Origin of the sequence: Nocardia colli (genome assembly GCF_008704205.1) — a bacterium.
In the GTDB taxonomy this organism is placed as follows: Bacteria; Actinomycetota; Actinomycetes; order Mycobacteriales; family Mycobacteriaceae; genus Nocardia; species Nocardia colli.
Genome location: NZ_VXLC01000025.1, coordinates 120,124 through 133,713, shown reverse-complemented (window position 1 = coordinate 133,713; position 13,590 = coordinate 120,124). Strand labels below are relative to the sequence as shown.

The following is a 13,590-nucleotide window of genomic DNA, read 5'->3' as shown; positions in this document are numbered from 1 at the left end:
ACCTGATAGCATCAGCTCATGACAGCGCCGACCGTCGGACGTCGTGAGCGAAAGAAGGCCGCGACCCGCCAGAAGATCGCCGAGACCGCCCTGCGGCTGTTCCTGGAACGCGGCTACGACGCAGTGGGCATCCGGGACGTGGCCGCCGAGGCAGACGTGGCCGTGACCACCCTCTTCTCTCATTTCGCCTCGAAAGAGGCCCTGGTCTTCGAGCAGGAAGAGAACTTCGACCGGCGCCTCACCCAGGCCGTCACCGACCGCTCGCCCGACGAGCCGCTCATCCCGGCACTGCGCCGCGAAATCCAGGCCATCGTCCGGCACTGCGCCTCCGACGAGGCCACCCCCCTCTGGCGCATGATCAACAATTCCCCCGACCTGCGCCAATACGAGCAGTCGATGCGCCTGCGCTACGCCGAATCACTGGCCACCGCCATCGCCGCCGACCGTAACCACCCCTCGACCGGCGCATCCTGCCGGGCAATTGCCAGATTCGTCATCGATGCCTACGCACTGGCCCGCGAGTCTTCCGACCCGGACACCGCTTTGGACGAGATCTTCCCGATGATCGAGGCCGCCTGGAAGGTCGCCTAGGCCTCGGTGGGTGCACGTCGAGTGGGGCAGCGCGTAGCCGTCGGGGGTACCGGCAGGACCTCCCTTCGCCTGCGGGCGGGGCCTACGGTGAAGGGATGACCACGATCGATCTGCGCACCGAGATCAAGGAATTCCTGAGCTCGCGGCGCGCGCGGATCGCGCCCGAGCGGGCCGGACTGCCCGCCTACGGCGGCAACCGCCGGGTCAAAGGTCTGCGTCGCGAAGAGGTGGCGCTGCTGGCGGGAGTATCGGTCGACTACTACGTGCGAATGGAGCGCGGCAGCCTCTCCGGCGCGTCCGACGGGGTGCTCGACGCGTTGGCCGCTGCCTTGCAACTCGACGAGGCCGAGCGCGATCACCTGTTCCACCTTGCGCGACAGTCCAAGGCGCCCAGCGGTGCCCGCCGCCGGCGACCCGCCGCGACGGTGCGTCCGGCGCTTCGGCAGGTGCTCGACGCCATCACCGATGCGCCGGCCTGGATTTGCAGCGGCCGTTTCGACGTGCTTGCCACGAATCACCTTGCCCGCGCGCTGTATTCGCCGGTGTTCGCCGACCCGCGACGGCCCGCGAACACCGCGCGTTTCGTATACCTGGATCCCGAGGCGGCAAGCACTTTCTTCATCGACTACGACCGAATCGTCAGCGATGTGGCCGCGAAGCTACGCATGGAAGCCGGCCGCGATCCGCACGACGAGGAACTCATCACCCTGGTCGGTGAATTATCAACGCGCAGTGAGCTATTTCGGCAGCGCTGGGCATCTCGGGACGTCCGGCTCCACCGATCCGGACGCAAACGAATCCACCATCCGGTCGTGGGCCGGCTCGACCTGGACGTCGAGTCGATGGAGTTGCCCGCCGACCCCGGCCTGCTCCTGAACGTCTACACCGCACCCGCCGGCACGGCGACCGCAGACGGCCTAGCCCTGTTGGCGTCGTGGGCGGCCAGCCAGGAGAAGCAACGCTAACGACCGCCAGGCCTCGAATGCCTTCAGGCGCACAAGGTTCGGGTGGCGGGGACTACGTCGCCGATCCAGCGGCGGAGTTGGGTGTCGTCGGGGGATTCGGGCCAGTAGGTGAAGGTGTCGAAGCCGGTTTCGTTGGCCAGGTCGGCGAGGATGGCGGCCCAGCCGGGGGCGTCGGTGCGGATGGGTTCTTCGCCGCGCAGGGTGACCGGTCCCGGGGTGTCGGTGATCGTTCCGACGAGCTGGGCCATGCGGGTGATGTCGGCCGGGTTGCGGCCGGCGTCGGTGGCGGCGGCGGAGATGATGTCTTGTGTCGCTTGCCATTTCTCGTATGGCAGGTAGTGCGGGATGGGGGCGGCCCAGCCGTCGGCGATGCGGCCGGTGAGGGCGTTGGCCTTGGGACCGACGCTGCCGAACCAGATCCCGACCGGATGTGCGGGCGCGGGACCGGACTGCACGCCGTGCACGGTGTAGTGCGTGCCATGGACTTTCGCCTTCGACCCGGGCAGCCACATGGCGCGGATGATCTCGGTGGCTTCCTCGAGTGCTTGCAGCGCTTCGGGATTCGACCGCACCGGGCCGCCCATGGCGCCGATCGCCGGCCAGAACGCGCCCGCGCCCAAGGCGAGTTCGAATCGGCCGCCGCTGAGCAGATCCAGCGTCGCGGCCTGCTTGCCGAGCATCGCCGGCCCGCGCAACGGGAGGCTGGCCACATCCGGAAACACCCGCAGCCGTTCGGTTTCGGCCAGCACGGTGGCGATCACGGCGAACGTGTCGGCCAGTCCGCCCGAGTACGGATGATCCTGGATGCCGAGCAGGTCCAGGCCCTCCCGGTCCGCGACCTTGGCCAGCGCGCGCAACTGCGGCAGCTCGGTCGCGGTCGGCGCCAACTGAATACCGAAGCGTAAACTCACATCGCGATCATGCCAGTTCGCTCGGCCGCGATTCGCGGCACCGGTAGCTGGACCGTCACGCGTAGCCCGCCCGCCGGGCGGGGCGTGAGGGTGAGCGTGCCGCCGTGGGCTCGGGTGATGCTGTCGACGATGGCCAGGCCGAGCCCGACACCCGCGTGATGGGTGCGGACGCGTTCGGTACCGCGCTGAAACGGCTCGACCAGCGTGGATACCAGTTGCGGAGTGAGGGTGTCACCGGTGTTCTCGACCGTGAGCAGCACGGCTTCCGGGGAGGCACTGGTCATGACCCACGCGATGCCCCGCTCCGGCAGGTTGTGCACGATCGCGTTGTGCACGAGGTTCATCGTCAGCTGCAACAGCAGGGCGTGCGAGCCGAGGGTGCGGGTGATGTCGCCGGACGTCTCGAGCGTGACGCCGTGCCGTTCCGCCAGGGGGAGCAGGGTTTCGGTGGCTTCTTCGGCGATCAGGGACAGGTCGACGTGTTCGGGCGTGAACGCTCGTCGGTCGGCGCGGCTGAGCAGCAGCAACGCCTCGGTGAGGTCGATCGCCCTGGCGTTGACCGCGTGCAGGCGGGCGGCGAGTTCATCCGGATCGTGGGTCGGATCGTTGCGGGCCACGTCGAGCAGCGTCTGCGTGATCGCCAGCGGAGTGCGCAGCTCGTGCGAGGCGTTGGCGGCGAACCGCTGCTGCTCGGTGACGTGCGCCTCGAGCCGGGTGAGCATGGTGTCGAAGGCGTCGGCGAGTTCGCGGAACTCGTCGCTGCGGCCCGGGAGCCGGATCCGGTGCGAGAGTGAGCCGTTCGCCGCCATCCGGGTGGCGGCGGTGATGCGGGTCAGCGGGGCGAGCATCCAACCGGCCAGCAGCCATCCGCCCACCAAGCCGATCACCAGCAGAAATGCCAGCACGGTGGCCACGAACGGCGCGAAGGCGCGGAACAGGGCGGAGCGGTCGATCCAGAAATTGCCGCTGGTATTGATCCACCCCTCGGGCAGATACCACAGGTAGAACACGCACACGGCGATCGACAGCAAGCCGCCGACCAGAGTGATGAACCCGGCGTAGCTGAGGGTGAGTTTGAGCCGAACGCTCAACCCGGGCTGCCTATCCATCGGATCCTTCCGCACGTCCGGTGTCGATGCGGTACCCGGCGCCGGGCACGGTCGCGATGACCCAGGGTTCGCCGAGCCGTTTGCGCAGCGCCGAGACCGTGATGCGCACGGCGTTGGTGAACGGATCCGCGTTCTCGTCCCACGCCCGCTCCAGCAGCTCTTCGGCGCTGATCACGCCACCTTCGGCCGCGACCAGAACTTCGAGCACGGCGAACTGCTTCCGGGTCAGCGCGACATAGCGGCCGTCGCGATAGACCTCGCGGCGGAACGGATCCAGCCGCAGGCCGGCGATCTCCCGCACCGGTGGCCGATTGTTGGCGCGCCTTCGGTCGAGTGCCCTGAGCCGGAGCACCAGTTCCCGGAGGTCGAAGGGTTTCGTGAGGTAGTCGTCGGCGCCGAGCCCGAACCCGGTGGCCTTGTCGTCGAACCGGTCGGCGGCGGTGAGCATCAGGATCGGCATGCCGCTGCCGGAGGCGACGATGTGTTCGGCGATCTCGTCGCCGGACGGCCCGGGAATGTCCCGGTCGAGAACAGCGATGTCATAGGCGTTGATGCTCAGCAGTTCCAGCGCGGTGTCGCCGTCACCGGCGATGTCGGCCGCGATCGCGTCCAAGCGCAGGCCGTCGCGGATGGCTTCGGCCAGATAAGGTTCGTCCTCGACGATCAGCACACGCATAGGGCCTCGATTCTCCCAGCTGGGACATATCGTCGGCGTATCGAAAATCGCATACAGGACGGCAACGCCGCGCTGCCTTGACTGAAAGCATGAATCACAGCGAAACAGCGACTCGCCGGCTGCGGTCGAGTGTCCTTGCTGCCGTCGTAGTTGTCAGCGCGACGCTCGTCGGCGTCGTTGTCTACCAGTCGTCGCCCTCGCTATCCTCCTTGGTCGCGCGGTTCGGCGACGAGCCCGGTCCGCTTGTCGACGACGGTGCGGTCCCGGCCGGCGTGACGGTCTTCGATGACGGAGTTCCGTCCGTGGCCAACCTCGACCCCGATCTGCTCGATGCGCTGCGCCGAGCGGCGACGGATGCGGCGGACGACGGGCTCGAGTTCGTCGTCAACAGTGGCTGGCGCTCGCCGGAGTACCAGCAGCAGCTACTGCGCGCGGCGGTCTCGAAGTACGGATCGGAGCGGGAGGCCGCCCGATGGGTGGCCACGCCGAACACGTCTGCGCATGTATCGGGGGAGGCGGTCGACATCGGTCCCTCCGAGGCCGCGGCGTGGTTGTCCAGTCACGGTGCCGAATACGGGTTATGCCAGATCTATGCCAACGAACCCTGGCACTACGAATTACGTCCCGAGGCCAACCATCGCGGCTGCCCGGCCCGGTATGCCGACCCCACGCAGGACCCGAGGATGCAGCAGTGATCACGGATACGCTTGCCGCCGGAACCACGACGCCTGCTGTCTGGAATCCGTTGGCGCAGAGTGCGTTCCGATTCTGTTTCGTCTATCTCGGCCTCTGGTGCCTGCTCCTCACCTATATTCCGTTCGCACTGCTCGGCATCCTCGGCCGCTGGGTCCGCAGATACGTCAGTCCGTGGGACATGTCCATGACCGACCCCGTGACCGGCTGGGTGGGCAGAACGTTCTTCGGGATCGACGCGGTGCAGCACGACGATTCCGGAGCCGGCGACCAGGCGGCTGTGTGGGTGCTGCTGCTCTGCCTCCTGGTTGTCGCGGTGGTGGTCACCGCGGTGTGGACGGCCTTGGACCGCCGTGCGTCTCATCCCCGCCTGCTGGCTTGGTTCCTGCTGTTCCTGCGGTTGTGCCTGGGCGGAATGATGTTGTCGTTCGGGTTCGCCAAGCTGATCCCCACCCAGATGCCCGGCCCGACGCTGGCGCAGTTGTTGCAGCCGTACGGCGATTTCAGTCCGGCGTCGGTGCTGTGGTTGCAGATCGGCAGCTCCTATCCGTACGAAATGGCGCTCGGCGCAGTGGAAGTCGTCGCCGGGTTGCTGCTGTTCGTGCCCAGGACCGCGGTGCTGGGCGCGGTGGTGAGCCTGGCGAGTATGGCTCAGGTTCTGCTGACGAACCTGACGTTCGACATACCCGAGAAGGTGCTCGCCTCCCATCTGCTGCTGATCAGCGTGGTCCTGCTCGCCCCGTACCTGCGGCGCCTGGTCGATGTGTTTGTGCGGCAACGTGACTGCGCGCCGCTGACCCAATCCGCGCTGTTCGCCGACGGCCGGAAGAATCGCATCGCGCTGTGGATTCAAGTGGCCCTGGGTATCTGGGTCGCTCTGGGTTGCGGCTATGACCGCTGGGTGGTCTGGCAAGACCAGTACGGCCCCGCCAGTCCCAAGTCCCAGCTGTACGGAATCTGGGACGTACGCGACTTCACCCTCGACGGACAATCGGTGCCACCGCTGACCACCGACCAGAACCGTTGGCAGCGGCTAGTTTTCGACGACCCGAAAGCGGCGACCTACCAACGCATGAACGGCGAACTGGTACCCGTGCGCGCCGACTTCCTGCCCAACGGACAACTTGAACTCGTAGCCGACGAAAATTCCGGACGCCCAACACCCTTCGCGATGCTGTCCACCGAACGACCCACCGCCGACCAGTTGCTACTCCGCGGAAACCTGAACGACCATCCGGTCACGATCACCCTGCAACGCATGGATCTGAACAGCTTCACCTTGCGCAGCCGCGGATTCCACTGGGTGCAGGACTATCCGTACTTCCGCTAGCGACGTCGTGGTCATGCTGACCATGGTCGAGGCGGGAAGGAGCGAGTCGAGTATTCCCGCCCGCTACGGCCGATCCTGCGGTCGCAATGGTCGGTCAGTCGCCGTAGCTGTCGTAGCCCTCGAACTCGCCGAGGTCGTCCTGTAGCCAGCCCAGATCACGCCAGGTTCCGGAGCCGTCGAACGGGCCCTCGTAGACGATCTCGAGATAACTGCCGGACTGGTCGTCGAGCCGTAGGCGACGGCCTCGGCTGTACAGGAAAAGCACTACGCTGATGTCCGGCTGTCCATCGCTGTATCCCATGCCGAGTACCCCCTCCCACGCCAGCTGAAGGGATGGCCCGGACGGCTCAGCTCCCCGGACGAGACAGGAGAACCCCTGCTCGATCTCGGTGGTGTTGACCACGGTCACCGGCTCGCCGAGGTGGCGGGCGAGACTCTCGGCGAGGGCATCGATCGCCGACCTCCACCGGCCGGGTGCTGGGTCGTCCTCGGCGCCGTTGTCGATCGTCATGGCCAGCCGTTCCTTTCCCAGAGCTCCCGGTTGGGATACACCACTTCGTGGGCGCCGTCAGTTGTGCGGATCTCGACGTAATTCGGGTGGCCCGCCCAGTTTTCCAGCTTGGCTCCCCGCACCTTTGGCTTCCTTTTGTCGATCAAACCATAGGCAGTGATGACGGACCTCTTGTTACCTGCCTCGGTGATCACCACCGAACCCCTGGTGTATTCGTTCGTTCCTGCCTGGTAGTAGACATCGACGTCGCGCGTATAGGGCTCACCGGTGATTTTGTGTTTACCCTCGTACCGTCCGCTGAAGACCCGATCCGGGTTGTTGAGGATGGACGCCTGGACCTCCGGGGTGACGCCGTGTCGTTCGAGTGCGTGCCCGATGTCGCCGCCCGGGTATGGGGCCGGCGCACGTTCGAGCTCCCCGGGCGTGACCTGTCGATCGAAGTTGGCCAGCCGCTCGCACGCGGTCGGTGTCAGACCGAGCGGGTCGATGAACCTGAGCGGATTGCTGGGATAGGCATAGGGATTGGGTGACGGGGCGAGGCCGAGTGGGTCGGGTGTGAGGTATTGACCGGTGTCCGGGTTGTAGTACCTGAACATGTTGTAGTGCAGCCCGGTTTCGGGGTCATGGATTTGCCCCGGAAACCGTAGCGGGGAGCTTGTTTTGCCGTGCCACTCGGTCCGGCCCCAGAGGTCGGCGCCTGCGGTTGCCGCGGGGTGGGCGGTGGCGGGATCTATCAGTTCGGTAGGGGCGCCGACGAGGTCGGTGATGATCGCATAGAACTCGCGGTCGATCATGGCCCCGTCGGTGGTTTGGGTGAGCGGTGTGTGTGAGCCAGGCTGGTACTGCCAGCGTGTGGTCGAGGTGCTGGTGGCCTGTTCGATGAGATGTAGGCCGTCCCATAGGTAATCGATGCGCTCGAGGATGGTGCCGTCGGTGGCGAGGTGCTGTTTGGTGGTGCGACGGCCGAGGGCGTCGTAGGTGTAGTGCCACCATTGGCGGTCCGGGGTCCAGACGTCGGTGAGTTCATCGAAGGCGTTGTAGCGGTAGTGCCAGACGTCGGGTTTGCGGGACAGTCGGACGGTGGTTTTGCGGATCAGCCGACCGGCTCGGTCGTAGCGGTAGCGCGTTCGGCCGTCGCGGATGAGGAGGTTGTCGCGATATTCGCGGCGGCCGTCCTGCGCCGGGAGAGGCCGTGCGGCAACGGGTGTCGAAGTCGGGTGGACGCCGGACGCGGGAGTGGTGGAGTCGGTGATGTTGCTGAGAGCGTTGTAGGCATAGCGCTCGGTGGGCGTGCCGTTGGTGGAAACGGTGGTGACCCGACCGGCGGCGTCGAGGCTGTAGTCGCGCTGTAGGACGTCGGTCTGCGAGCGGACCACGGTGTGTGCGGTGAGGTATCCGTCTGGGCGGTAGGTGAAGTCGTCGCGACGGAGTAGATGCGGGGCGGGTCGAGCGGACATGCCGGATCCGAGGGACAGGGACCTGGCAGGAAACGCAGTCACCTCTTGGTGGGCTACCTGGCCGACTGTGGTGATACCACGGGTCACCGCCAGCTCGCCGATGCGCCAGCTGGTCAGCCGGCCGAGTGGATCGTAGTCGAAGGTGACGTCATGCTCGTCGGCGCTGAAATGATCCAGGCGACCGGAGACGTCATGATGCCAGGTGGCTACGGATCCGGAGGGGGTGGTCCGGCGGACCAGGTGGCCGCGCTGATCGTGCTCGAACACCATCGGCGCCCGGGTATCGAGCTGCTCAGCGGCCACGCTTCCGGTTGTGGTGTAGGCGAATTCGAGCGAGTGGGTGGGGTCGGCACCGACGCCGTTGACCGCAGATAGGACGCGTCCCACCGGATCATAGGTGTAACGGATCCAGGCGTCCCCGGCGGTGATCTCGGTGAGGCGACCGAGGATGTCGTGGCGTTGGTGCCGAGTTGTGCCGGTGGCCGGGGTGATCGCGCCGATTCGGCCGGCTCGGTCGAAGGTGTATCGGGTTGTGGTTCCGGCGTAGTCGGTTTCGGCGACCAACCTTCCGGCACTGTCGTATTCGTAGGTCCAGCTTTGGTCGATCGGGTTGTGGACGGCGGTGATGCGGCGTTCGTTGTCCCAGGTGTACCGGGTGATCGAGCCGTCGGGATCGGTGCGGGAGTGCAGGAGATCGAAAGCGCCGTAAGCGAACCGGGTCGACCCACCCGCGCGGTCGGTGTGGGCGAGAGTGTTGCCTTCACCGTCGTAGGCCCACGATTCGGTGTGGTCGTCGGGATCCGTTCTGCGGAGTAGCTTTCCGGCGGCGGACCATTCGAAGCGGGTCACTGAGCCGAGCGGATCGATGATGTGTGTCGGGCGCCCTGCTGCATCGCGCCGGATGTGGGTTACCGCGCCGTCGGGTTGGGTGATTTGGACCAGGAGACCGGCCGCGTCCACCTCCATAGCGGTGCGGGCGCCGTTGGATCCGACGATGGTGGCCAGAGCGCCGTTGGGATGGTAGGTGAATTCGGTGCGGTTGTCGGCGGGGTCGATGGCGGCGGCGAGGTCGCCGTCCTCGGTCCATTCGCGACGCGAGACGGAACCGTCGGGCGAGGTGATCGTGCTGGGGCGGTTGCGCCAGAGATATTCGATCTCGATCGAATTCCCGTCGGGTCGAATGATTTTCGATCGGTCGCCCGCAGCGTTGTATACGTAGCGAGTAACGGCTCCGTCGGGATCGGTGATGGCCAGTGGTCTGCGGTCGGCGTTGTAGTCGATGTGCGTGCGGCCGCCGGTCGGGTCGATGATGTCGCGCAGCTGGAGTTCGCGGTCGAAGCCGTGGGAGGTGGTGGCGCCGAGTGAGTCGGTGATGGTGGTGAGGCGGCCGGAGCCGTCGGGGAGGGGGAGATAGTCGTAGTCGCAGTTGAGGATTCCGGCGGTGCCGCGTTGGAAGACGACGCGGCCGGACTCGTCGTAGGTGTTGACCATTTGGTTGCCGTTGGAGTCGGTCCAGGACGTCATCCGGTGGTCGGCATCGTAGGTGTAGCGGGTGGTGGCGCCGTCGGCGTCGGTGACCGCGATCAGATTCGTGTCGTCGTAGGTGAATTCCAGTATGGGCGTAGCGAACTCGCCGATATCCGGGTCGTCGGTGATGAGGGAGAGGCCGGTGATCCGGGCGCGGTCGGAGTCGATGCGGACGCGGTATCCGCCCGAGTGCGTGACGCCGACCGGGACACCGTCGGCGTCGTAGTGGAAACGGAGGCGATTGTGGTGTCGGTCGGTAATGGCCGAGACCGCGTAGTTGCCGAATCTGGCTTCGATGCCGTCTAATCCGAGCTCGGGGGCGAAGTGCCAGATCAGCTCTCGGCGTTGATCCCGTACGCGATAGCCGCCGGCGTCGGTGCGGGTCAGTGACCATTGCTGGCCCTCGGACAGTGGGTGCACGGGAACGCCGACCTCGGCATGCGGGTAGGCGAGCATCATCGCGTTCTCGCCGATGAACGTGACACCGGCCTCTTCGACGACGATCCGCGCGTCCAAGGTGCTGGACCACGACGGGCCGAACCAGCGACCGAATCGGTAGTTCGAGTGGTAAGCGCGCAGCAATGTCAGCGAGAGGACGCCGGGTAGGTCGAGATCTGTTTCAGGAAGCAGGAATTCGCCGGTGCTGATGTCGACGGGGTCTTCGGAACAGGTCTTCTGTTCCGGCGTCCGATCGGTTTCGGGGCCGGATTCGCGCGCGTGATCGTGGGCGTTGCGGTCGGCGTCGGCTCGGTCCTGTGCCGTCGGGTGGTCTCGGTCGTGGTCATGTCGGCGATCGTGGTCGGGATCGCGATTCGGTTCGCGGTCATGATCAGATCGGTGGTCGCGCTCCGGGTCACGATCGTGGTCGGGCTTGTGATTGCGATCGTGCTTGTGGTCGCGGTCTGGTTCGCGGTCGTGGTCGGGCTTGTGGTCGCGATCTGGTTTGCGATCGTGGTCGGGTTTACGTTCGTGATCCGGTTGGCGGTCGTGCTCGGGTCGGCGATCCCGGTCTGGTCCACGATCACGGTCAGGCTGGCGATCATGCGGTCGGCGCTCGTGGTCTGGCTGGTGTTCGCGGTGGTTGTCAGGCGTGCGGTCGTGCTCTGGTCCGCGATCCCGGTCCGGACCGCGATCGCGGTCCGTCCGGCGCTCGTGGTCTGTCTCGTGATCTCGATCCGGATGACGATCTCGCGGCGGATCATCCGGTCCATGTGGACGGTCGCCATCCCTGCGATCGGCTGCACGGTCCGGATCATGATGTGGCGCTCGCGGATTCGCGTCGGCATCCGGACGGCGGCTGGTCGGCGAGTCCGGATGACGCTGCGGTTCGTTCGGGTGGGCGCGGGTCGGCGGGTCGGTATGTGGGCGCTGCGGTGGGTGGTCTGGACGTGTGTGCGATGGCGAATGTGGTTGTGTGCGGGCAGAAGGCGACGAATGCGGGTCGGCGCGGCCTGCCGGTACCGGGTCGCGCTGTGGTCGGGCTGTCGGGGCCCTGTCGGGATGGGAACGCGTCGTGGGTGTCGGATCCGGATTCGTGCGTGCCGCGGGTGCTCGATCGGGCTGTGGGCGGGCCGCGGGATCGGAGCGCGGGGCGTCGGAGTGTGGACGGTTCGCGGGTGTGGGATCTGATTGGGGGCGCGCTCCCGGTGTTGCGTCCGGCCGGGTGTGAGGTGCTGGGCTATCGACATGGGGCGCGGGATTCCCATGCCATGCGGGGACCGGATCGGGTTGGCGAGTGGCGGCGGGTTGTCCCTCGGGCGTGTGCGGGCGACCCGGCGCTGCCCCATCAGGCTGGTTGTGTGACGCCGGAGCGGAGTCGGGATCCACGCGTGTGCTCGGAGTGCGGTCCGCGTCCGCGCGCGCGGAGGGTGTCGCCTCAGGATTCGTGTGCGGCGACGTCGCGTCGGGATTGGTGTGTGGCGACGTTGTGTCGGGATTGGTGTGTGGCGATGTCGTCTCGGGAGTTGTATGCGGAGCGGTGGTCCCTTCGGGACGTGCAGGCGCATCAGCATGCGGGGCCGGTGTCGAATCGACCTCACTCCGCGGGCTCGGCGCGTGTTCCGGCCCGGCGTGCGGCGACGGGGTGTTGTCCACGTGCGCTGCCGGATTCGCCGCCTCCGGGCGCGGATCGGTGCGCGTCGGATCGGGATCGGGATCGGGGTTCGGACGAGACGCCGGTTCCGGGTCCGGCCTGGTGTGCGGCGAAGACGCCGGGTCCGGGTCCGGGTGTGGGGCGGGCGAACGGTCGGGCGCGGGATCCACATGCTGGTTCGGCGTCGGCGAGGGATCGGCATGCGAACTCGGGCCAGGCGATGGATCCGCGTGCGGCGCCGGTGTCGGATCGGGATCCGCGTGTCGAGTCGGCGCGGGGTCAGGTGTGTGATGTGTCGGCGCGGGCTCGGGCGCGTGATGTTCGGGCGCGTGTTGCGTGGGCGCTTGTTCGGGCGTGTGCTGAGTCGGGCTGGACTCCGGTCGATTCGGACTCGGCTCAGCCCTCGTCGCCGGTGCCTCTGGATGGCTGTTCGCCTGGATCGGGTGCGAATTGGTGGGTGTGTGCCCGTTGTCGACAGTCGTCGGGGCGGGATGCTGCGACGTCTCCATCGACAGATGCGAAGGGGTGCCGGGCGGTTCGTGCGTCGGCGTCGGGCGCGGGGCGGAGCGGGGCAGGTGGCGTCCGACGTCACCGACATCGTCGGCAATGCGGGTGAGCCGGCTGGCATCTTTGATCTTCCGCAGCGCGTTGATCGCGGTCTTGGCGCTGCCGCCACCGCCGGTGGCCGCGGTGAGTAGCGCGTCACCGGTCAACGCACCGAGGAATTCGAACGGGTTCTTCCTGGCGTCGGACAGTATCGCCGATACCGTCGCGCCCGGATCTGCCGCTGCGACAACCAATCCCGTCGCTAGATCGGACAGACCGGCCGCGTATTCGGCCGGATGGGTCAGGTTGTAGATGTCGGTCGGGTTGACCTGGCGCACGAACTGCACGAGCCCGGTGAAACTGGTGAGCAGGCCCGAGGTGAAGTTCAATGCCCCGTGTTCGAGCACCCCGTACAGATCCGAGACGTTGGCCATCCAGCGGTCGCTGAAAGGCGGCTCCTTCGGTGCTTTTTCGGTGGCGGCGGTGAAGGCGCTCACCGCGATGGACGCACCGTTGTCGCGCTGAGTTCGCGCGCCGCGCAATATCTCTCGCGCATCATTGCGCATCGGGGTCCAGGTGTCGACCAGCGTGGTCTGTGCCTGCTGCTCGCCGGTGAGCGAGTTCCACCAGTTCTTCTGCCTGCGCTCCTCCGCGTCCGCGGCCTTCCATTTGTCGATGGCGTCGGCGGCCTTGTCCTGTGCGGTTTTGACCTCGTTGTGCCAGGCCCGCATCGCCATCGCCGCCGAGGTGAACGCGTCGGCGCAGTCGAACCACAGCTTGGGCTGCTTGTCGTAGACCGCGTTGAACGCGTCCGCGCCCTCGCCGACCCATTCGGCGGCGTCGATCTGCTTGAGCGCCTGGCCAGTGGCTTCGACGGCGGCGGCCATCTTCTGCAATGTCTCTGCGGTGGAGTGGATTTCGGACGGGTCGCCGCGGATCAGTTCCTTCGGATCTTCCGTCTCGCCGAGCTCTTCCTCTTCGACGTCGCCGCCGGTGGCCGAGGCGATATTGTCGCCTAGATCATCCAATCCCTCGGCGATGCCGTCCAGGCCGATCGCTTTCGCGCCGTCGGCGACGAAGTCCAGCGTGTCGTCGATGACCTGGCCGGCCCCTTCGACAACCGCTTCGACGCCATCCTCGATCGCTTCGCCGATACTGTCGACGATGTCCCAGAACCCCAAA

The 13,590-nt window shown here is 66.7% G+C and carries 9 protein-coding genes; 4 read left to right on the top strand and 5 right to left on the bottom strand.

Annotated elements, in window-relative coordinates:
• The first annotated feature begins 18 nt into the window (after positions 1 to 18).
• Entirely contained in the window at positions 19 to 591 is a 573-nt protein-coding gene (locus F3087_RS37225) for a TetR/AcrR family transcriptional regulator (protein WP_150406823.1), read from the top strand.
• A 95-nt stretch (positions 592 to 686) separates the two neighbouring features.
• Positions 687 to 1,556 (top strand): MmyB family transcriptional regulator, encoded by an 870-nt coding sequence (locus F3087_RS37220; RefSeq protein WP_150406822.1) that lies wholly within the window; start codon positions 687 to 689, stop codon positions 1,554 to 1,556.
• A 23-nt stretch (positions 1,557 to 1,579) separates the two neighbouring features.
• Here the strand turns inward: F3087_RS37220 and F3087_RS37215 are convergent, their stop codons facing one another.
• The 3 genes from F3087_RS37215 to F3087_RS37205 are packed head-to-tail and all read right to left on the bottom strand — an operon-like array spanning position 1,580 to position 4,252.
• Positions 1,580 to 2,467 carry an LLM class flavin-dependent oxidoreductase gene (locus F3087_RS37215; RefSeq protein WP_150406821.1) on the bottom strand — a complete coding sequence of 296 codons (888 nt, stop codon included), beginning with the start codon at positions 2,465 to 2,467 and terminating at the stop codon, positions 1,580 to 1,582.
• Positions 2,464 to 3,576 carry a sensor histidine kinase gene (locus F3087_RS37210; RefSeq protein WP_150406820.1) on the bottom strand — a complete coding sequence of 371 codons (1,113 nt, stop codon included), beginning with the start codon at positions 3,574 to 3,576 and terminating at the stop codon, positions 2,464 to 2,466. The genes F3087_RS37215 and F3087_RS37210 overlap by 4 nt, the downstream gene beginning before the upstream one ends.
• Positions 3,569 to 4,252 carry a response regulator transcription factor gene (locus tag F3087_RS37205; RefSeq protein WP_150406819.1) on the bottom strand — a complete coding sequence of 228 codons (684 nt, stop codon included), beginning with the start codon at positions 4,250 to 4,252 and terminating at the stop codon, positions 3,569 to 3,571. The genes F3087_RS37210 and F3087_RS37205 overlap by 8 nt, the downstream gene beginning before the upstream one ends.
• Before the next feature lie 89 nt (positions 4,253 to 4,341).
• Between F3087_RS37205 and F3087_RS37200 the strand changes: the two genes are divergently transcribed.
• A complete protein-coding gene (locus F3087_RS37200; RefSeq protein WP_150406818.1) occupies positions 4,342 to 4,947 on the top strand; it encodes a M15 family metallopeptidase in 606 nt (201 codons plus the stop codon).
• Entirely contained in the window at positions 4,947 to 6,275 is a 1,329-nt protein-coding gene (locus F3087_RS37195) for a DoxX family protein (protein WP_150406855.1), read from the top strand. The genes F3087_RS37200 and F3087_RS37195 overlap by 1 nt, the downstream gene beginning before the upstream one ends.
• 94 nt (positions 6,276 to 6,369) lie before the next feature.
• Here the strand turns inward: F3087_RS37195 and F3087_RS37190 are convergent, their stop codons facing one another.
• A complete protein-coding gene (locus tag F3087_RS37190; protein WP_150406817.1) occupies positions 6,370 to 6,786 on the bottom strand; it encodes a hypothetical protein in 417 nt (138 codons plus the stop codon).
• Positions 6,783 to 13,589 carry a putative T7SS-secreted protein gene (locus F3087_RS37185; protein ID WP_150406816.1) on the bottom strand — a complete coding sequence of 2,269 codons (6,807 nt, stop codon included), beginning with the start codon at positions 13,587 to 13,589 and terminating at the stop codon, positions 6,783 to 6,785. The genes F3087_RS37190 and F3087_RS37185 overlap by 4 nt, the downstream gene beginning before the upstream one ends.
• Position 13,590 lies beyond the last annotated feature (1 nt).